The sequence below is a fragment of the Stenotrophomonas sp. 05L414_2 genome (genome assembly GCF_056397905.1).
Map to the genome: position 1 here is coordinate 1 of NZ_JBFTOJ010000071.1, position 19,911 is coordinate 19,911.

Below are 19,911 nucleotides of genomic sequence, written 5' to 3' on the forward strand. Positions count from 1 at the left end.
CCGATGATCCCCGACGAGAGTGCCGATGAAGTGCGCGGGCATTTCGAGGATCTGCGCGCCTGGCTGACGATCACGCTGGAGAAGGGTGCGGCGCAGGGGCAGCTGAGGCTGCAGGGCACGCCTGCCGATGAGGCCAAGGCGTTCATGGCCTCGGTGCACGGCGCGATGCTGGCCGCGCGTGGGTTTGGTGATGCGGCGACGTTCGCGGCGCTCGCACGGTTGTCGATTGCCCGGCTGGTGCCGGCGGTCTGAATGTTTCGACGAAGGCCTGCGTGGAGCGGGCCTTCTTTTTGCCCATGAAGCCTACCTACTAGTAGGTTCAAAACTCCAGCAGAGGTCGCCATGAGTCATCCGCTTTCTTCCTTGGGCATCGTGCACACCGCGATCAGCCTGGTTCTCATCGCTGCCGGCCTGTTCGGTTTCATCCGGTATCGGGCCATTGATCCGGCTACACGCGCCGGCAAGCTCTATCTGCTGGGGTTGGTGCTGTCGGTGGTGACCTCGTTCACCGTCTCCAGCACCGGGGGCCTCAATCCTGGCCACGCGTTTGGTGTGGTGATTCTGCTGATTGCGTTCGGTGGGGTGTTGGCGGCTCGGTTGCGGTTCCTTGGGCGATTGGCACCCTATCTGTCCACGTTCGCGCTGTCTTTCAGCTTCCTGCTGTCGCTGGTGCCAGGCGTGAATGAAACGCTGACACGCTTGCCGGTGGCGCACCCGATTGCGCCTGCACCGTTGGCGCCGGTGATCCTGCAGACGTTGCTGGGGTGCGCGGTGGTGTTTGCGGTTGGATTCGTGGCGCAGTGCTGGCGGATACATGCGGGCAACGCACGCGCACGCGTCTGACGCTGCAAGGGACAGTCCGGATGATCAGTCCGCCAGCGGCGCTGGTGCGTCTTCGCCGTAAGTGGCGTAGGCGCTGCCACACGTCGCGTGTGCCGCCGCATTGGCAGGCAGGCCGGTGGCCTTGATGCCACGCCGGGAATTGCCCGCGAGCACTTCCACGTAACGCTCTGCTGCCATCGTGCCGTCGGGCAGAACATAGAGCAGCACGCGCTGCAGGGTGGATTGGCCATCCAGTGGCTGTGGCTGGCGGAATGCAGGAACCTGCACGCGTGCGCGATGCCATACCTGCGGTGCGGCGGCAGTCTGCCAGCGAGCCTGCAACGGCTGGTCGAAATTCAACAGCGCGACGCCGGTGGTGTGGTTGGACGCCGTGCACGCGGCGGGGGGCGCAGGAATGGGCGCGATGGCGTCGTCGCCGATGTCCAGCGTCGCGCCATTGATTTCCAGGCGCACGATCGGCGCGGCGCCGTAGTTGTGCGTCTTGAACTGCACCAGCCCTTCCACGCGGCTGCGCTCGAGCTCGTATTCGGTAGCGCCGGCCAGACGCGCCAGCGCGGGGGCAACCTCGACGTGGTCTGCATAGTGGTAGTAGAGGTGCACGATGCCTGGCCCGCCCGATGTGCCCCACACGCGGGTGAGCGCTGTGGTATCCGGATAGGACTGGCGACGCAGGGGCAGGGTGCTTGCAGTGCCTTCGGAAGGCGCGCCATAGCGGTAGCGCTCGATCCCGGGCTTCAGCCGAGCGTTGTCGTAGGGGAAGGCGCTGTCTGCATCGGATTGCGCGTTCGGATAGCGGTGGAAGGCAACGAAGTGCTCGGGGGTGTCGCCTTGCATGGGCTGGTCCGGTCCCGCGCCGGAGTAGGTGGCGGCATAGGGTGAGGTGTCCAGCCACAGTGCATGGCCACTGAGGTTGATGTGCGCTTCTGCGATGGCCGCACGCGAGCCACCGGTGGCGGTATCCAAGCGCCCGCGCAGTGAATCACCCAGCGGATAGATGAGCAGGGTGAGGACAGTGGGCACGAACATCAGGGCATGCACCCGGCCCGGCACGTGCCCGCGCTCGCGCACCATGTAGCGGCCCCAGGCCAGCAGGAGCAGCACCAGCAGCGGCACCCCGATCCACAGCGCAAGGGTGATCAACGCCACCACGCCCCAGCCGAGATTCGGGGTGCAGACCGCGATCAGGCCAAGCGCGGCGAGCAGGCTGGCCAGGACCAGCGAGACGCCGATACCGAAGCGGTAGTTCCTGTACGGGGTAGCAGTCATTACCGTTCCATCGGCAGGCCAGGGCGTGCCTGCATCTTGCCGGTTGGGTGGCTGCGTGGAAAGACGGAGGTGCTGTCAGCAACCCACCAGCCGGTCGGCGCTGAGGCCACTGCGGTGCTGGTTGCGGTATTCGATAGGGCTGGCGTCGACCATGCCGCGGAAGTGCCGGCGGAACGATTCCTGCGATCCGAACCCCGCCTGTTCGGCCACCCATTGCAGCGGACGGTCGGTGGTTTCCAGCAGTTCGCGTGCGTAGGCCACGCGTTCGCGGATGAGCCAATCGATGGGCGACAGGCCGGTGGCTTCGAGGAACTGCCGCTGCAGGGTGCGCTGGCTGAGTGCGGCCTGTTCGGCCAGGCTGCCCAACGAATGCGGCTCGCGCAGGTTGCGGCGCATCCATTCCATCAGTTTCGCCAGCCGCGTGGGCTCGCCCAGCGGGATCGCGCGGCTGACCCGCTGGCTGCGTTCGGCATCGCGCCAGGGTGCCAGCACCAGCCGTTCGGCCACCAGATTGGCCACGCGCGCGCCGTAATCCTTGCGCACCATGTGCAGCATCATGTCCATGCCGGTAGCCGAGCCGGCCGAGGTGATGATGCTGCCGGCGTCCACGTACAGCACATCGTCGCGCACGTGGATGCGCGGAAATTCGCGCGCCAGCGTTTCGGTGAGGCGCCAGTGGGTGGTGGCTTGGCGGCCATCGAGCAAACCGGCCCAGGCGAGCACGAATGCACCGGAGCAGATGGACGTGATGCGTGCGCCGCGCGCGTGGGCGCGGGTGAGGGCATCAAGCAACGCCTGCGGCGGGCGCTCGCTGGGTTCGCGCCAACCGGGAATGACGATGATGTCGGCGTCGTCGACAGCGCTCAGATCGTAGGGCAGTTGCACCTGCGCGCTGCCGAGCATGCGCAGTGCACCGGGCTCGCCAGCGCAGAGCTGGGTGCGGTACCAGGCCACGCCCAGTTCAGGGCGGATGGGTGCGAACAGGCCGACCGCGCAGCCGAATTCGAACAGGCCCTGGCCGTGGCAGGCCACGATGGCGACGGTGGGCGCGGTCGGATCGGCAGACAGGGTGGGCATGGCTTGATGCTACCGACGCAGGCACGTGCCGCTGAGTGGCGCGCGGGCATGAGGTGATGCCCGCAGGGTATATGGAGACCGGGGTCAGATCCTTTCCGCAGGAAGGGCTCTGACCCTGCGGATTCGCGTGTATGGGGTCAGAGCCCTTTCCTTTGGAAAGGGATCCGACCCGGTGTGTGCAGGCTGCGTAAGGTCATTACCAGCGGTCATGTGGCTGGCGCGATGTGACGGTCACATGACGCGATATCCGCTGTTACGTGTTGGGCGTGGGCTCTTGAATGGAGGCGTGTCTCCGGCCCACCCCCACGAGCCCCCATGCCTGCTGCCCACATTCCTGCGCTGTCCACGCTCTCCCTGCTGATTGCCGCCACTCTTGCCGCTGCCCCGGCGTATGCGGCTGAGGCCGATGCACCGTCGGCGGCCACTGCTACTTCTGCCAACCTTGCTGCGTCCACGCTGGATGCGGTGGTGGTGACCGGTTCACGCACCAGCACGCGCACGGTGAAGAACAGCTCGACACCGATCGACGTGATTTCCGCCGAGGACCTGGCCGCTACCGGCCAGGCCAACCTGCTGGAAGCGCTGCAGCGCAGCCTGCCATCGCTCAGCCAGATCGGCGGTTACCAGAGCGACCAGGAAAGCCTGATCCGCGGTTACCAGCTGCGCAACCTGTCGCCGGGTTACACGCTGGTGCTGGTGAACGGCAAGCGCCGCAACGCCAGCGCGTATGTCAGTGGCGCCAACGGTGGCGGCTATCCCGGCCACGCCTGGGCCGATCTGGCGCTGATTCCGGTGTCGGCCATCGACCATGTGGAGGTGCTGCGCGACGGTGCTTCGGCCATCTATGGTTCGGACGCGATCACCGGAGTGATCAACGTGATCCTGAAATCGCAGGCGCACGGTGGCGATGTGTCGGTGGAGAGCGGGCAGAGCACCGATGGCGACGGCAGCCGCACCAGCGTGCGCTCCAACATCGGCCTGCCGTGGGGTGAGGATGGCTTCATCAACCTGTCCGGCGAGAGCACGCGCCAGCACCATGCGATCCGTACGCGGCGCTACATCGACGGCTACCTGAGTTATCCCGCCGTGGATGGCAACGGCAACCTGGTGGCGCTGCGTCCAAACAACCGCTTGCCGGCTGGAGCGACGCCGAACCCGGCCGAGGCCGGGCGCGATGCCGAGGCCAACATCATCCTCAGCTCGCCGTCGTATGCGCTCAAGGCCTTCGCGGTGAACGTGGGCCATGGCCTGGGCGAGAACGCCCAGTTCTACGCCAATGCGACCGCCAGCGACCGCACCGCGCAGGCGATCCAGAACTTCCGCCTGCCGGCAACGATCTTCACCACCTACAAGGCGCCGGGCGTGCTGAGCGTGTTTCCCGATGGCTTCCTGCCGGTGCTGGAAACCAAGGAGAAGCAGTACACCGGCACGGCTGGGGTGAAGGGCCAGGTTGCGGGGTGGGACTACGACTTCAGCCTGACCGGCAACCGCAACACGGTGCGCACCTACACCCGCAATTCGGTGAACTACTCGCTGCCGTACCCGGGCTCGCCGACCGACTTCTATGACGGCAAGCTGGATTACCAGCAGGGCATCGCCAACCTTGATCTGCGTCGCGGCTTCGAGGTGGCGGCCTTCGCATCGCCACTGGAAGTGAGCGCCGGTGCCGAGTACCAGCACGAACAGTACGAACGCGGGGCAGGGCAGTGGGAGTCGTACACTGGCTTTGGTGCGGCTGCCTTTGTTGGCTACTCCACTGCCGATGCGGTGAAGGCCACCCGCAACAGCAAGGCGGTGTACGCCGGTGCAGCGACCAACATCACGTCGCGCTGGTACCTGGACGCCGCCGCGCGCTGGGAAGACCACTCGGACTTCGGCACGGTGTCGACCGGTCGGTTGACCACGCGCTTCGACGTCACCGATGCGCTGGGCGTACGTGCCACGGTCAGCAATGGCTTCCACGCGCCGAGCCTGGGCGCGCAGTTCTACCAGGCCACCGGCAGCTGCCCGTGCGGTACCACGCTGGTGGCGCAGGTCGCTTCGCCGGCAGCAGTGGCGCTGGGCGCTACGCCACTGAAGCCGGAGAAGGCCACCAACTACAGCCTCGGCGTGACCTGGGACCCGAGTCCGGCCTTCCATCTGGCGGTGGATGCGTACCAGATCGACATCCGTGGCCAGCTGGGCCAGTCCAGCCAGATCGGCTACAACGCGCAGGACCCGGCGCGGGTGACCGACAACAGTGGCACCGTGCTGACCGCCGCGCAGAAGAACACCATCGATGCGCTGCTGGGCACGGCCGGCATCAGCATCCTGCCCGGTGATGCGTTCTATGCCAGCTACTTCACCAACGTGGGCGACACCCGCACGCGCGGCGTGGAGCTGACCCTGGAGGCGAACCAGGAAACGCAGTGGGGCAAGCTGCGCTGGAGCTACGCGGCCAACGTGGGCCGCACCACCATCCAGAAAGTGAGTGCGATTCCGCAGGCGTTGCAGGGGCTGCCGAACATCAACCTGCTGACCAAGTCGAGCGAGTACGCGCTGCGCTTCCGCACGCCGTCGTACACGCAGGTGGCGGGGCTGGGTTGGCAGAACGGGCGCTGGCGTTCGAACGTGGACTTCACTTACTACGGCCCGATCAAGCGCCTGAACAACGGCGTGGAGTACAAGCAGCCGCCGGTGCTGGTGACCAACCTGTCCGGTGGCGTCGAGCTGGGCGCGGGCTGGAGCGCGGCGCTGGGCATCAACAATCTGTTCGACAAGCGCACCCGCAAAGTGCCCGCGTACGCACGCAGCGCCACCGATGTGGCCAGCATCGAGACCACCTGGGACAGCGGTGATGTGCTGAGCAACGTCGGGACGTTCTGGTACGGGCGCGTCAATTACCGGTTCTGAGGTTCATGTGAAACGTCGCCGGGCATGGCCCGGCGCTACCGAGGAGGGGTCATGTCTTCTGCATTGAAGGTGGTTGCATTGGTGGGGTCGCCGACCAGTTCGGCGACGTCGCGCACGTTGCTGCTGGTGCGGCATCTGCTGGAAGAACTGCGCGAGCGGGTCAACATCAGCGTGGAGCTGGTCGAGCTGGCGCCGATCGCGCGCTCGCTGGGGCAGGCGCTGCAGCGTAGTGAAGTGGAGCCGCAGGTGGAACGCGCGCTGGCCACGATTGAGTCGGCGCAGCTGCTGGTGGCGGCCACGCCGGTGTATCGCGGGTCCTATCCGGGCCTGTTCAAGCACCTGATCGACTTCATCGGGCTGGACGCGCTGGTGGATACGCCAGTGCTGCTGGCGGCTACCGGTGGAAGTGAGCGCCACGCGCTGGTGATCGACCATCAGCTGCGTCCACTCTTCAGCTTCCTGCAGGCGCATACGCTGCCGATCGGGGTTTATGCCACGCCGGCCGACTTCGACGGCGACCGGATCAACAGCGCTGCACTGCAGGCGCGCATCCAACTGGCGGCCGAGCGTGCTGCTGGACATGTAGCACCCTTGGCGGCGGTGCTGCCTGCGCCGCTGCGCAGGATCGCCTAGGACGTGGCGGTGCAGCTGCGGCACCTGGCGTTCCTCACGCCGGGAAGCTATCTGCCGGAACAACCACGCGCAGGCCTGGACGCGACGTTGGCGCTGATCGCGTTTGCCGAACAGCTGGGCTATGACGGCGCGTGGGTGCGCCATCGGCACCTGGAGCCAGGCATCAGCTCGGCAGCGGTGTTCCTGGCGGCGGCCAGCCAGCACACCACGCGCATCGAACTGGGCAGTGCGGTCATCCAGCTGGGCTACGAAACACCGTTCCGCCTGGCTGAGGACCTGTCATTGCTGGATGCGCTGGCAGGTGGCCGGCTGCAGGTAGGCGTCAGTACTGGCGCGCCGCCGCACGGGGAGCTGGTAGGGCCTTTGCTGTACGACAGCGACCCTGCGCGCATCGACTTTTCCCATGGCCGGGTGGCGCGGTTGCTGGAAGCGCTGCGTGGTGAACCGTTGGGCGCCGCCGATGCCGAAGTCGGCAACGCCGCCACGCGCTATCGCCCGCGTCTGCAGCCACATGCGCCGGGGTTGGTGGACCGGGTCTGGTATGGCRCTGGCTCCCTGCAGTCGGCGCGTTCTGCGGGTGAGCAGGGGCTGCATCTGCTGTTGGGCAACGTCAACCGTGCCGAGCTGAGTGATGACTTCTTTGGCGCCCAGCTGCAGCACCTGCAGGCCTATCGTGCGGCATTGCCAGTGGGCAGTCTGCGCCGGGTGGCGGTGGGGCGGGTGCTGGTGCCCACCGAGGGTGTGGATGCGGCCACGCGGCAGCGGATCGAGGCCTTCAATGCGCAGCGGCATGCGCGTACGTTGGCGCCGCAGGGACCGCGACGCACGATGTTCGCACCCGACGTGGTCGGCAGCACGGCGCAGATCATCGCGCGGTTGCAGGCCGATCCGCTACTGCAGCAGGTGGACGAGCTGCGGGTGGAACTGCCCTATGAGCTGCCCGAGCAGGACTACCGGCGCATCCTCAGCACGGTGATCGAGGACATCGCGCCGGCGCTGGGCTGGCGCGCACCTGCGCAAGCGGCGTGATGCCGCCCGTGCCCATAACGGCCGGCAGTCTGCTTATTGCCAACCTGCATCTGCATGGCCGGATCCGACCGTGGATTGTCGAGTTCCGGCGCTGGCATCGGGCCGTCCTTCTCTAGCATCGATATCGAAGCGGCAGTGTATTGCCGGCCCCTACGAGGACGATCCCGTGGCTGTAGACGCAACCCACAAACCCATCCTGTTCCTGCTGGACCGCGAGTTCGAGGACGGCCAGCTGCCCGGCCAACGCTTCTTCTGCCGGCACAGCCTGCTGCTGGAAGGTGCGCTGTCGAGCATCGAGGGCCTGGACGCACAGCTGGATGTGCGCCGCATCGGCTTCAGCCGGCCGCGCCGCGAGGTGATCGCCGAGATCGGTGAGCAGGACCAGTCGCTGCCGAAGCTGGTGCTGCCGCAGGGGGTGGTCAACGAGCACGCCAGTGGTGAGTACCAGCAGCGCCAGTACATCTCCGGTGCCGAGCCGATCCTGGCGGCACTGAATGGCCTGCTCGGCATTCCCGTGGCCCATCCCTGAGCGAGGACGTGACGATGAGCTACCTCACCAGCGTGTTGGACAAGAGCCCGGTGGCCGACGGCAGCACGCCCGAACAGGCGCTGCGCAACAGCCTGCAACTGGCGCAGCGCGCCGAGCAACTGGGTTACCACCGCTACTGGTTTGCCGAACACCATGCCGCGCCGACGCTGGCCAGCCCGGCACCGGAAGTGCTGGCGGCGTGGGTGCTGGCGCAGACCCGGCGCATCCGCATCGGCAGTGGCGGGGTGATGCTGCGCCACTACGCCCCCTACAAGGTGGCCGAGAATTTCAATCTGCTGGCCGCCCTTGCGCCCGGACGCGTGGATCTTGGCGTGGGCAAGGCGCCGGGTGGTCTGCCGGCATCGACTGCCGCACTGGCCGCCGGTCGCCCGGCATTCGCCGATTTCGACCAGCAGCTGCGCGACCTGGAAGGATATCTGTCTGATACGCAGGCTGATGCGCAGGCGCGGCCGATTCCGCAGACGGCGCCGGAGCGCTTCCTGCTGGGTGCAAGCCCGCAGAGCGCGCGGCAGGCTGCGGAACTTGGCTGGCGCTTCGTGTATGCCGCGCACTTCGATGGCGACCCGAAGCACATCGAGGCCGCCTTCGAGGCTTATCGCGCGGTGTCCGCGCATGCACCGCTGCTGGCGACTGTGGCCTTCGCCGCGCCCACCAGCGAGGCCGCCGCCCGCCACATTGGCGCGTTGCGTGTCTACAAGCTGCACCTGGCCCCAGGGCAGACGGTGAACCTGCCCAGTCCCGAGGCCGCTGCCGAATACGCGCGGCAGGTGGGGGTTGCTGATTTCCGCATCGAAGAGACACGCCCCAGCGTGCTCTCTGGCGATGGGCAGCATGTACGCAGCGAGCTGGATGCGCTGCACCGCCGCTTCGGCGTCGGTGAATTCATCCTCGACGCGCCGGTGGCCGACCTCGACGCACGCCTGACGTCCCTTGAACTGCTGTCGCCCGCGCCCCGCGCGGCGGTGGCCTGACTGCTGGAGCCACTCCATGAGCACGACCCCGCGTCCCATCCCCTTCGGCATCATGCTGCAGGGCCCCGGCAGCCACATGCATGCGTGGAAGCACCCGTCCAACGTGCCCGATGCCAGCGTCAACCTGGGCTACTACATCGACATCGCGCGTACCGCCGAGGACAACGGCATTGCCTTCGGCTTCGTTGCCGACGGGCTGTACATCAACGAGAAGTCGATCCCGCATTTCCTCAACCGCTTCGAGCCGATCTCGCTGCTGTCGGCGCTGGCGACGGCGACGAAGAAGATCGGCTTGGCCGGCACGCTCTCCACCTCGTACAGCGATCCGTTCACCGTGGCGCGCCAGTTCGCCTCGCTGGATCTGCTCAGCGGTGGCCGTGCAGGGTGGAACGTGGTGACCTCGCCGCTGGAAGGCTCGGGACGAAACTACGGGCGTCCGCATCCGGAACACGCGCTGCGTTACCAGATTGCCGATGAGTACCTGGAGGTGGTGCAGGGCCTGTGGGATTCGTGGGATGACGATGCGTTCGTGCGTGACCGCGACAGCGGCACGTTCTTCGCGCCGGAGAAGTTCCGCCGCCTCGACCACAAGGGCCGCTTCTTCCAGGTGGAAGGCCCGCTCAACATCCAGCGCTCGCCGCAGGGGCAGCCGGTGATCTTCCAGGCCGGATCGTCGGACGATGGCATTGCGCTGGCCGGCAAGTACGCCGATGCAGTATTCACCCACGCGCCGTCGCTGGAGGAGACCCGCGCGTTTACCCAAAAGGTGAAGAACTCGGCGATCGCCCATGGCCGCAGCGCCGGTGACGTCAAGATCTTCCCGGGCATCGGCCCGATCGTTGGCCGTACGGCGGAAGACGCCGAGGCCAAGTACCAGGCGATTGCCGCGCTGGCCGGGCTGGACGATGCCCTGGCGTATCTCGGCCGCTTCTTCGACCACCATGATTTCAGCCAGTACGACCCGGATGCACCGTTCCCGGAGCTGGGTGACATCGGCGCCAATTCCTTCCGCTCCACCACCGACCGCATCAAGCAGGACGCGCGCGAGCAGGGCCTGAGCCTGCGCCAGGTGGCACTGCAGGCGGTGAGCCCGCGGCCGAACTTCATCGGCACGCCGGAACATGTGGCCGACGAACTGATCCGCTGGTTCGACGCCGGCGCCAGCGATGGCTTCATCCTCGGCTTCGCCGCGCAGCGCGAAGGCCTGGATGATTTCGTAACGCTGGTGCTGCCCCTGCTGGAAGCACGCGGTTACCACCGCAGTGCGCTGGAAGGACAGACCCTGCGCGACCACCTGGGCCTGCCACGCAAGGCAAGCCGTTACAGCACCGACGCCGAGCCGGCGCGGAAGGTGGGATAAGGCGATGAATGTCCTGCATCGGCCGTTGTTGGATGGGACCCCCGCCGGGCATGGCCCGGCGCTACTGGTCCCGGAAGCCCGGCGCGAGCCTGTGGCGGGTGTGTTGCCCGAGATCGCGGCACGTGCCGAACAGGCCATCGCGATCCGCCACGACCTGCACCAGCACCCGGAACTGGCCTTCGAAGAGCACCGCACCAGCGCCCGCGTGGCCGAGCTGCTGCAGCAATGGGGCTACGCGGTCAGCACCGGCATCGGTGGCACCGGCGTGGTCGGTACGCTGCAGCGCGGGCAGGGCCGTCGCCGGTTGGGTCTGCGCGCCGACATCGATGCGCTGCCGATCCATGAAGAATCCGGGCTGGCCTATGCCAGCCAGCGCGAAGGCCTGATGCACGCCTGCGGCCACGATGGACACACCGCCATCCTGCTCTCGGCTGCCCACTACCTTGCGCACCACGGGCGTTTCGATGGCACCTTGCAGCTGGTGTTCCAGCCGGCCGAGGAAACCGGCTCGGGTGCTTCGAAGATGATCGCCGATGGCCTGTTCGAACGCTTCCCGGTCGATGCCATCTATGGCCTGCACAACTGGCCGGGCGTGCCGGTGGGGCACTTCGGCTTCGTCGACGGACCGGCGATGGCMTCGGTGGACTGGGCGCGTCTGCGGGTGATCGGCAAGGGCGGCCACGGCGCCGAGCCGCAGGGCAGCGTCGATCCGATCCTGGCTGCCGCGCACATCATTACCGCGCTGCAGAGCGTGGTGTCGCGCAACGTCGATCCGCGGCAGATGGGCGTGGTCACCGTCGGTTCGATCCATGGTGGGAAGGCGGCCAATGTCATCCCCGATGTGGTGGAGCTGAAGCTGACCGTGCGCGCCTACCTGCCGGAGGTGCGCGATACGCTGCGCCGGCGGGTCACCGACATTGCCGAGCAGACCGCCGCTGCCTTCGGTGCGCGTGCCGAGATCGAATTCCCGCGTGGCTTCCCCAGCGTGATCAACCACCCCGAGCAGACAGCCTACATCCGCGAGGTGGCGATACAGGGGTTCGGTGCAGGGCAGGTGGTGGAGGCCTTCGCGCCGCGTACCGCCAGCGAGGACTTCGCCTTCCTGCTGCAGGCGCGGCCGGGCAGTTTCGTGTTCGTCGGCAACGGCGACAGCGCACCGCTGCACAGCCCGCGCTATGTGTTCAACGACGCGGCCATCGCCCCGGCGGCCAGCCTGTGGGCGCGTCTGGCCGAGCACTATCTGGTGGAGGACGTGGCATGAGCGTGCGGTACGACAACGATCGGTTCCTGTACACCTCGGTGGACGACCCGCTGGCGCGCCCGTTGTTCGATGGCCTGGAGCAGGAGTACGACCACCGCTATGCGGACGTGYGCCGGCGTATCGGTGGCAGTGCGCGCGAGGAACTGCAGCGCTATCCGGCCGAAGCCTTCGCTGCCCCGGTCGGTGCATTCGTGCTGCTGCTGCGCGACGGCGTGGCGATTTCCGGCGGCGCGTTCATGCCGCATCGCGATGAGGACACCGCCGAGTTCAAACGCATCTGGACGCTGCCTGGCCTGCGTCGGCAGGGCATCGCCCGGCGCGTGCTGCAGGAACTGGAAGACCAGGCTGCACGGCAGGGCTATCGGCGCGTGTTCCTGACCACCGGCTTCCGCCAGCCCGAGGCGGTCGGCCTGTACCTCAGCCACGGCTACACCGCGTTGTTCGATCTGCATGCGGACCCGGAAACCATCGCGCATCTGCCGTTCGAAAAACACCTGGTGCCACAGCCACAGGCGGGCGACGCAGCCGCCCTCGCACTGCATGGAGCGGCGGCATGAGTACGCCTTCCACTGCCATCGAGGGCATTGTCCGCCAGCCGGCCACGGCGCTGAAGATCGTGCCGGCGCGGCATCCGTTGCAGGTGATCGGCACGGTGTTGGCACTCGCGCTGATCCTGATCGGCCTGCAGTCGGTGCTGGGCAATCCGCGCTGGGGCTGGGGCACGTTCGCCGAGTGGTTCTTTGCCCGGCCGGTACTGGAAGGGTTGGGGCGAACGCTGCTGCTGACCGCACTCGGTACCGGCCTCGGCTTCGCGCTGGGCACCTTGCTGGCCTTGGCCCGGGTCTCCGGTTCACCGCTGTTGTCGGCAGTGTCGTGGGGCTACGTGTGGCTGTTTCGTTCGATTCCGCTGCTGGTGCTGTTGCTGCTGCTGAACAACCTGGGCTACCTGTACAGCACCATCGAACTGGGCGTTCCCTTCACCGGCATCAGCCTGTTCTCGTACCCGACCACGCAGCTGATCGGCGTGTTCACTGCCGCCGTGCTCGGCCTCACCTTGAACCAGGCGGCGTTCTCGGCCGAGGTGATCCGTGGTGGCATCCTGTCGGTCGACCACGGCCAGTACGAGGCGGCCGCAGCGTTGGGCCTGCCGCGTGGGCGCCAGGTGCGCCGCATCATCCTGCCGCAGGCGATGCGTTCGATCCTGCCTGCAGCGTTCAATGATGTGATCGGCCTGGCCAAGAGCACCTCGGTGGTCTACGTGCTGGCGTTGCCGGAGCTGTTCTACACCGTGCAAGTGATCTACCGGCGCAACCTGGAGGTGGTGCCGCTGCTGATGGTGGCCACGGTCTGGTACCTGGTGATCCTGACGGTGCTGTCGCTGCTGCAACGGCGGGTGGAGCAGCGCTTTGCCCGCGGCCAGCTGCAGCATGAGCGCAACGTGTCGCGGGTATCGTCTGCAGCTCCGCGGGCGGCGGCGACCGCTGCACGCGTGCCCAGCCGCGCGGCATTTGCCGTGCCGATCGAGGCCGGAACGGGCGCGGCTGTGTCCCTGCAGGGAGTGGGCAAGGCCTTCGGCGAGCAGACGGTGCTTGATGACGTGCATCTGGAACTGAGGGCCGGCAGCGTGACCGTACTGATTGGTCCGTCCGGTGCGGGCAAGTCCACGCTGCTGCGGCTGATCAATCACCTGGAGCGTGCTGACAGCGGCTTCGTCACCGTGGGCGGCCAGCTGATCGGTTACCGCCGCGACGGCGACACCCTGTACGAGCTGCCGGAAGGTGAGATCCGCCGTCGCCGCGCGGAAGTCGGCATGGTGTTCCAGSRCTTCAACCTGTTCCCGCACMTGACCGCACTGGAGAACATCATCGAAGCGCCCATCGCGGTGCGCGGCATTTCGCGCGCCCAGGCCGAGCAGCAGGCACGCACCCTGCTGGAGCGGGTGGGGCTGGCCGACAAGGCCGATGCCTTCCCGCGCCAGCTGTCTGGCGGCCAGCAGCAGCGTGTGGCCATCGCCCGCGCGCTGGCCCTGCAGCCGAAGGTACTGCTGTTCGACGAGCCGACCTCGGCGCTGGACCCGGAGCTGGTGTCGGAGGTGCTGAGCGTGATCGAGGAACTGGCCAGTTCCGGCACCACGCTGGTGATCGTCACCCACGAACTGGGCTTCGCCCGCCGCGTGGCCGACCACGTGGTGATGATGGACCAGGGCCGGGTGATCGAGCAGGGCACGCCGGACGCGCTGTTTGAACACCCGCGCCAGCAACGCACCGCCGATTTCCTGGCCAAGACCCTGTAACCCCATTTCGAGAACCGCCATGAGCCCAGCATCGCAGCGACGCCCCGCCCGCAGCACCCTGTTGATCGTCGGTGTACTGGTCATCGGCATTGCCGGCATCGTCTATTCGCGCGTGCGCCAGGGCCCCGACGGCGTGCCCGTTGCGGCGACCTCGCTGGCGGCCAGCAACGCGCAGATACTGAAGGGCACGCCCGATCCGAAGGCGCAGGCGCTGATTCCGGCCGGCTATCGCTTCGTCACCCCGGGCGCATTCACCATCGCCACCCATCCCGGCCAGTTGCCGTTGGCCGACTACGGTGCCGACAGCAAGGAAGTGGTGGGCGTGGAGCCGGACATCGCGCGGTTGATCGCCGATGGCCTGGGCCTGAAGCTGGTGGTGGTGCCGGTGGCCTGGGCCGACTGGCCRCTGGGGCTGGAATCGGGCAAGTACGATGCGGTGCTGTCGAACGTGACGGTCACTGAAGAACGCAAGAAGAAGTTCGATTTCTCCAGCTATCGTTTCGACCTGCTGGGCATCTACACCCGCACCGATGGCCCGATCCAGAAGATCGCCGCACCGGCCGACATTGCGGGGCTGAAAGTGGTGGTGGGGGCCAGCACCAACCAGGACCAGATCCTGCGCCAATGGGACAAGCAGAACATCGCCGCAGGCCTGAAACCGGTGGAGTACCAGTACTTCGATGATGCGGTGATCGGGCGGTTGGCAGTGATCACCGGCCGCGCCGACGTGTCGTTCGAGCCGAATGCCACCGGCGCCTATTCGGCGCGCGATGGCAAGGTGCGCCGGGTCGGCCTGTTCCCGGGTGGCTGGCCGGACGCAGCGGCGATTTCGGTGACCACCCGCAAGGGCAGTGGCCTGGCCGATGCGGTGACCCAGGCATTGAACACCCAGATCAGCAGCGGTACCTACGCGAAGGTGCTGGCACGCTGGAATGTGGCCGAAGAAGCGGTGCCGCAGTCGCAGACCAATCCGCCGGGGTTGCCAGGGTTCTAGCGATGCCGCTTGGTAGGCGTCGAGCTTGCTCGACGGAAGGCGTGCCGACCAAGGTCGGCATCTACCAGAGGGCGTGCCAACCAACGGTTGGCACCCACCGGAATGCGAGGCGGGGCATGCCGACCAAGGTCGGCCTCTACCGGGGTCAGGGCTGCCAATCGATGTGTTCCAGGCGGGCGCCTCCATTGCCGTGAAAGAAACTGATCGCGGCGAAGCACGCCTCGATGCCGATGCACCACGCCAGGGGATAGCCATCCACCTGGCCATTGTCGAGCCGGAAATAAGCGTTGCCGGCGCGGTGTTCCTTTCCGCAGGAGTGGAAGCCGCCGTCGCCGGGCTCGCGCAGGTACATCAGCCATGCATGCTCGGCATTGCGCAGCATGCACAGCGATGGACCGTCGGGCACCGATGCCCATAGTTCGAACTGGGGCATGGATGCGGCCAGCGCCAGTGCGCTGGCCAGCTGATCGTCGGTAGCGGCGGCGACAGGGCTGCCATCGAGTAGAAGTTCGATCACTTCGGTTCCTGCATCGGCATTACTGCCAACGTGCCTCCAGGATGCGGAACGGGCCATCGAGCAGCACGCCATCCTTGTCGAAGTTCCGTACCGATCGCCCATCCACGCGCACGTCCTTGGGCAGGGTACGGCTGGGCCACCATACGCGCACCGGCGTGCCCTTGCGCAGCCCCTTGCCGAGCGACACGGTCAGGTTGCCGTTGCGCTGCCGCGCCTGCATCTGCAGGGTTCCATAGGCAGTGGGCAGGTGGTCCACGGCCAGGCCCTCGCCAGCGACCCAGGAAGGGGGCGTGCCCGGCAGCAGCGACAACGCGTCGTCATCCTCGCGCATCAGCATCCCGAACAGGGTGCGGCCGTATTCGGCGCCGATCCAGGTGTGCGGCATGTCGCCCAGATAGCGCGGGAAGCGCAACCGCGAGTGCACGACCTCGGCCAGCACCTGCCATTCCAGCGGCCTGCGATCGTGCAGCAGGCCCTGCAGCAGCTCGTCGGCCGCTTCGGGCTGGCCCAGGTGCACGTAGCTCAGCACGTTGCGGATTTCATACGGCGTGTAGGCATACAGCGCACCAGGCTGGTTGCGCTTGCGCACATCGTCCAGGTAGCGGGAGAAGGTGGTGCGCAGGGCCTCGGCCGGCAGCACGCYCTGCGCACCGGTGGGRTCCAGCGCGATCGAYACRCCGGTCGGRTCGCCRTCGCCSAGGTCGGCCGAKGASGGAATGAAGTCGATGCCCTTCCACGCCATCGTCGCGCGGATCGAGGCGTGCAGTGCGTCATACAGCGCCTTGTACTGTTCGCGCGCCCACGTGGCGGTTTCGTGGTCGCCCAGCGATTCAGCCAACCACGCGCCGTCATGCCAGCCCTTCAGGCCCCAGTAGTCGTCCCAGTAGCTGTGGGTGGGYGAGGGGTAGCCTTCGTGGCTGATCGACGGCGCAAGGATGCCGGCGAAGCGCTCCGGCGATGGCTGGTCGGCCATGTAGCCCGGCACCAGCGTGCGTTCGCGCAGTTCCTGCAGGAAGCGCAGCGCGGCCTTCACCTTGGGCAGGTAGGCACGTACGCTTTCCGGCCCGCCATCGAGCCGGGCGACGTCGGCAACGAGGGTGATGTACTGGCCCTGGCTGTCGTACTCGATGTCCGAGCCGAAGCCGGTATTGACGCTGCCATCGTCGTTGAGGATGGGCGACACCAGGCCATTGCCGTGCACGCCGTGTTCGCTGTACCAGGCCAGGTAGTCGCGTGCCACCTTGGCTTCGCCCATGCGCAGCAGCACGGCCGAGGTGGCCATGCCATCGCGGATGAAGGAGCGGTTGTAGTTGCGCGGACCGGGCTGCATGGCCGGGCCGGTCTGGTTGATCAGCATGTAGGCGGCCTGCGCGCGCAGCATGTCCACCAGCGAAGGGTCGGGCAGGCGCAGGCCGACCTGGCCCAGCCGCGCCTGCCAATCAGCGGAGGCGCGGCTGGCCAGCGTGTCGAACGCCTTGTCGCCGTCGCGCGGCAGCGAGGCGAGGTTGAGGGCCGGTGCTTCCGGCAGCACGCCATTGGCATCGGCGGTGGCGGTACCGAGCGGGAAGGCCACCACCACCGCGTCGCTGGCACCGGGGGCCAGGGTGACGCGGTAGCTCAACGCCGCCGCTGCCAGGCCTGCGGCATCGCTGGACTGCTGTGCGGCAGGCAGTTTTCCGCTGGCGATGGCCGTGGTGATCTCGGTGTCACCTTCGTTGCCGAAGGGGGCGGTGCCAGCGGCATCCACTGCGCTGAGTGACTGCAGCAGCGTGCGGCCATTGACGCGCACGCTGTTGCCTTCGACGGCCACCTGGCGGATCGGCGACAGGCCGCCGTTCTGCCACGGCGGATTCATCTGCATCGGTCGCACTGCGAGGGTCAGCGTGCCTTCGATGGCCGCACTGCCGGTGTTGCGCAGGCGATGGCGCACGAAGGTGACCGGTTGCCCGTCGCGCTCGATGGCAAAGGCTTCGCTGCGCAGTTCCAGCCCGGGCTGCGGTGACCACGTGGCAGACGGCATCGGCTTCCAGCCATCGCGCAGTGCGTGCTGCACCGGTTGTTCGGCGGCACCGGTCGCGCGGCCATCGGCACTGCGCCAGATCGGCTGCACCAGCGGTGCGCCCTTGTAGGCTTCGATGTTGCCGTATTCGTCGAAGATCGATTTCTGCCGGCCCGCATGCACGCCGACTGCGGTCCAGTAGGTCTGCTGCATGTGCAGCGAGGCAGGGAACAACGCGCGCTGCGCGCCACTGGCGGCGATCTGGTACCGCTTCATCGGCGTCATCACCGCCTTCGGGCCGAGCAGGCGGATGCGTTTGACCTGGGGTGCATCGCCTTCCACGGTCAGCCGCAGTGCCTGGATGTCCAGTGGCGCGTCGGCCGCCAGCCAGCTCTGCTGCCGGGTCGCCGCCTGCGCGTCGCGCGCCAGTTCGTGCCAGCGGCCCTGTGTGTCCTGCGCCTGCAGGCGTGCAGCGCCGTGCACGTTGGCCCAGTCCACCGCCAGCCCGGTGCTGGGCTGCGCACGGGGCAGGGTGATGTCGAGCGTGTGGATGCCGCCTTTGCCTGCGGGGATGGCAACCGTGCCGCCGCCCTGCCACAGCGCAGCAGACTGGGTGGCGTCCAGCCCGGTCACCCGTGCGCTGAGCGTGGTGTCGAGCGGTTCCATTTCGAAGATGGATACGCCCCAGTCGGAAGTGCGCTGCGGGCTGGCCAGGCGCAGGTAGCGGGCCTGTCGCGGCGCGAAGTACAGGGTCTCGATGCCACCCAGCGAATCGCCCATGACGTAGGCGCTCTGCCACTGCTTGCCGTCGAGCGAGGTCTGCAGCGAATAGCCCTCGGGGTTGGAGACATCCCAGGTGAGGCGTGCACCGGCCAGCATCGCAGGCTTGCCGAGATCGACCTGGAACCAGTGGCCGGGGCTGAACGCACCGCCGGTCACCGTCTTCGGATCGTTGTCGATCAGGTGGCTGATCGCCATCGCCGGAACCTGCTGCGACGACGCGCTGGCCTGCCATTGCGCGCGCGGTGGCAGGTTCTGTGCGGTGGCGGTGGCGGCCAGTGACAGGCCGAGCAGCAGGGCCGCGGCAAGGCGCCGGTTCGGCAGGCGGGGAGCGGTCCAGCGGTCAGCGCACAACGTCATTGCGAAGGCCTCACATCGGCAGGGCCCGGGAACGGGCGGGCCTACGCTAGCAAGGGATGTAACCGGTTACATGACGCGTCGCAATATTTCCCGGGCGGGTCCTGGCACGAGGTTTCATGAATGCGCGCAGATACGCTCGCGCAGCCAGCGATGTGCCGGATCGCGATGCACGCGTTCGTGCCAGAGCATCACCATCTCGAACCCAGGCACATCAATGGGCGCGGCAACCGCCTTCAAGGCCGGGTCCTGCGCGACCAGGCGCGAGGGCATCATCGCCACCAGGTCCGTGCGCAGCAGCACGCTGCGCAGGAACAGGAAGTGCGGCACCGACAGCACCACGTTGCGACGCGCGCCTACATGCGCCAACGCACTGTCGGTGCCGCCATGGAAACCGCCGCCATCCGGTGACACGATCACGTGGTCCAGCGCGCAGAACTGCTTGAGCGTCGGCCGCCGCTTCAGTCTTGGATGGTCGCGACGCCCGGCCAGTACGTAGCGTTCCTGGAACAGCGGACGATGGTGCAGGGAGGCAGGCGCGTCGGAGGTGATGTGGAGGGCGAGATCGATCTCGCCGCGTTCGCTCTGCGCCACCATCTGCGCCGGCGCCAGGCTGACCACGGCCAGGCGCGTGCCGGGTGCGCGCACGCGCAGGTCGGCCAATGCCGGCAGGACGATCGTGGTTTCGCCGAAGTCCGACGCCATGATCCGCCAGGTCTGCGTGGCCTGGGCCGGATCGAACGCCTGCACCGGTGCGACTGCACGCTGCAGTGCAGCCAGTGCGTCGGCCAATGGTTCGCGCAGCGCATCGGCACGTGCGGTGGCACGCATGCCGCGTGGCCCCGGCAGCAGCAGCGGATCATCGAACAGGTGGCGCAGGCGCGCCAGCTGCACGCTGACCGTGGGCTGGGCCAGATGCAGGCGTTCGGCCGCGCGGGTGACGTTCTGCTCTTCCAGCAAGGCCTGCAGGGTTACCAGCAGGTTGAGGTCGATGCGACGCAGGGTATTGTCCATGGCAATGCCGGGGATTGTAGGAATTCATTTCAACTATAGCGTGGCGGCGCCCAACATGGCCGGCATTCCCTCCCT

Annotated in this window: 16 protein-coding genes and 1 pseudogene; 12 read left to right on the forward strand and 5 right to left on the reverse strand. The window is 67.3% G+C overall.

Annotated features, from left to right (window positions below):
• Together AC1DJN_RS11735 and AC1DJN_RS11740 are read left to right on the forward strand one after the other, a co-directional pair.
• A pseudogene (locus AC1DJN_RS11735) lies at nt 1–252 on the forward strand (TetR/AcrR family transcriptional regulator); the annotation flags it as partial.
• Nucleotides 253–342: 90 nt separating this feature from the next.
• Complete coding sequence (locus AC1DJN_RS11740) at nt 343–843, forward strand: hypothetical protein (RefSeq protein WP_442251999.1); 501 nt, start codon at nt 343–345, stop codon at nt 841–843.
• A gap of 24 nt (nt 844–867) precedes the next feature.
• On the opposite strand, the gene AC1DJN_RS11745 is transcribed toward AC1DJN_RS11740, so the two are convergent.
• Together AC1DJN_RS11745 and AC1DJN_RS11750 are read right to left on the reverse strand one after the other, a co-directional pair.
• Nucleotides 868–2,109, reverse strand: a complete 1,242-nt coding sequence (locus AC1DJN_RS11745) for a hypothetical protein (RefSeq protein ID WP_442252000.1) — start codon at nt 2,107–2,109, stop codon at nt 868–870.
• A 75-nt stretch (nt 2,110–2,184) separates the two neighbouring features.
• The gene (locus tag AC1DJN_RS11750) at nt 2,185–3,186 is read right to left on the reverse strand and encodes a helix-turn-helix domain-containing protein (protein WP_080148995.1); all 1,002 of its coding nucleotides are present in this window, start codon (nt 3,184–3,186) and stop codon (nt 2,185–2,187) included.
• 315 nt (nt 3,187–3,501) lie between these two features.
• Between AC1DJN_RS11750 and AC1DJN_RS11755 the strand changes: the two genes are divergently transcribed.
• The 10 genes from AC1DJN_RS11755 to AC1DJN_RS11800 all read left to right on the forward strand — a co-directional run bounded on the left by AC1DJN_RS11755 (nt 3,502) and on the right by AC1DJN_RS11800 (nt 15,169).
• Nucleotides 3,502–6,078 carry a TonB-dependent receptor plug domain-containing protein gene (locus tag AC1DJN_RS11755; protein WP_442252001.1) on the forward strand — a complete coding sequence of 859 codons (2,577 nt, stop codon included), beginning with the start codon at nt 3,502–3,504 and terminating at the stop codon, nt 6,076–6,078.
• A 51-nt stretch (nt 6,079–6,129) separates the two neighbouring features.
• Nucleotides 6,130–6,711: an FMN reductase gene (gene msuE / locus AC1DJN_RS11760; protein ID WP_442252002.1), complete on the forward strand. Its 582-nt coding sequence runs from the start codon at nt 6,130–6,132 to the stop codon at nt 6,709–6,711.
• 3 nt (nt 6,712–6,714) lie between these two features.
• The gene (locus AC1DJN_RS11765) at nt 6,715–7,740 is read left to right on the forward strand and encodes an LLM class flavin-dependent oxidoreductase (RefSeq protein ID WP_478039234.1); all 1,026 of its coding nucleotides are present in this window, start codon (nt 6,715–6,717) and stop codon (nt 7,738–7,740) included.
• Between the two features lie 166 nt (nt 7,741–7,906).
• The gene (locus tag AC1DJN_RS11770; RefSeq protein ID WP_025874933.1) at nt 7,907–8,269 is read left to right on the forward strand and encodes a DUF3088 family protein; all 363 of its coding nucleotides are present in this window, start codon (nt 7,907–7,909) and stop codon (nt 8,267–8,269) included.
• 14 nt (nt 8,270–8,283) lie between these two features.
• Nucleotides 8,284–9,261: an LLM class flavin-dependent oxidoreductase gene (locus AC1DJN_RS11775; RefSeq protein ID WP_442252004.1), complete on the forward strand. Its 978-nt coding sequence runs from the start codon at nt 8,284–8,286 to the stop codon at nt 9,259–9,261.
• Nucleotides 9,262–9,277: 16 nt separating this feature from the next.
• Entirely contained in the window at nt 9,278–10,621 is a 1,344-nt protein-coding gene (locus AC1DJN_RS11780; RefSeq protein WP_032976119.1) for an LLM class flavin-dependent oxidoreductase, read from the forward strand.
• A 103-nt stretch (nt 10,622–10,724) separates the two neighbouring features.
• Nucleotides 10,725–11,882: a M20 aminoacylase family protein gene (locus tag AC1DJN_RS11785; protein ID WP_442252005.1), complete on the forward strand. Its 1,158-nt coding sequence runs from the start codon at nt 10,725–10,727 to the stop codon at nt 11,880–11,882.
• On the forward strand, nt 11,879–12,439 hold the full coding sequence (locus AC1DJN_RS11790) for a GNAT family N-acetyltransferase (protein WP_478039235.1): 561 nt from the start codon (nt 11,879–11,881) through the stop codon (nt 12,437–12,439). Before AC1DJN_RS11785 ends, AC1DJN_RS11790 begins: the two co-directional genes overlap by 4 nt.
• A complete protein-coding gene (locus AC1DJN_RS11795; RefSeq protein ID WP_478039236.1) occupies nt 12,436–14,175 on the forward strand; it encodes an amino acid ABC transporter permease/ATP-binding protein in 1,740 nt (579 codons plus the stop codon). The genes AC1DJN_RS11790 and AC1DJN_RS11795 overlap by 4 nt, the downstream gene beginning before the upstream one ends.
• 19 nt (nt 14,176–14,194) lie before the next feature.
• Complete coding sequence (locus tag AC1DJN_RS11800) at nt 14,195–15,169, forward strand: ABC transporter substrate-binding protein (RefSeq protein ID WP_280884451.1); 975 nt, start codon at nt 14,195–14,197, stop codon at nt 15,167–15,169.
• 145 nt (nt 15,170–15,314) lie between these two features.
• Here the strand turns inward: AC1DJN_RS11800 and AC1DJN_RS11805 are convergent, their stop codons facing one another.
• The 3 genes from AC1DJN_RS11805 to AC1DJN_RS11815 form a co-directional block, all read right to left on the reverse strand.
• Nucleotides 15,315–15,686 carry a hypothetical protein gene (locus tag AC1DJN_RS11805; RefSeq protein ID WP_442252006.1) on the reverse strand — a complete coding sequence of 124 codons (372 nt, stop codon included), beginning with the start codon at nt 15,684–15,686 and terminating at the stop codon, nt 15,315–15,317.
• A 19-nt stretch (nt 15,687–15,705) separates the two neighbouring features.
• Nucleotides 15,706–18,825, reverse strand: a complete 3,120-nt coding sequence (locus AC1DJN_RS11810) for a discoidin domain-containing protein (RefSeq protein ID WP_478039237.1) — start codon at nt 18,823–18,825, stop codon at nt 15,706–15,708.
• A gap of 114 nt (nt 18,826–18,939) precedes the next feature.
• On the reverse strand, nt 18,940–19,836 hold the full coding sequence (locus AC1DJN_RS11815) for a LysR family transcriptional regulator (RefSeq protein ID WP_140226000.1): 897 nt from the start codon (nt 19,834–19,836) through the stop codon (nt 18,940–18,942).
• Between the last annotated feature and the right edge of the window lie 75 nt (nt 19,837–19,911).

Coding starts and splice junctions, on each gene's coding strand:
- AC1DJN_RS11740 (WP_442251999.1), top strand. CDS start 343: ATGAGTCATCCGCTTTCTTCCTTGGGCATCGTGCACACCGCGATCAGC.
- msuE (WP_442252002.1), top strand. CDS start 6,130: ATGTCTTCTGCATTGAAGGTGGTTGCATTGGTGGGGTCGCCGACCAGT.
- AC1DJN_RS11815 (WP_140226000.1), bottom strand. CDS start 19,836: ATGGACAATACCCTGCGTCGCATCGACCTCAACCTGCTGGTAACCCTG.
- AC1DJN_RS11750 (WP_080148995.1), bottom strand. CDS start 3,186: ATGCCCACCCTGTCTGCCGATCCGACCGCGCCCACCGTCGCCATCGTG.
- AC1DJN_RS11780 (WP_032976119.1), top strand. CDS start 9,278: ATGAGCACGACCCCGCGTCCCATCCCCTTCGGCATCATGCTGCAGGGC.
- AC1DJN_RS11775 (WP_442252004.1), top strand. CDS start 8,284: ATGAGCTACCTCACCAGCGTGTTGGACAAGAGCCCGGTGGCCGACGGC.
- AC1DJN_RS11755 (WP_442252001.1), top strand. CDS start 3,502: ATGCCTGCTGCCCACATTCCTGCGCTGTCCACGCTCTCCCTGCTGATT.
- AC1DJN_RS11745 (WP_442252000.1), bottom strand. CDS start 2,109: ATGACTGCTACCCCGTACAGGAACTACCGCTTCGGTATCGGCGTCTCG.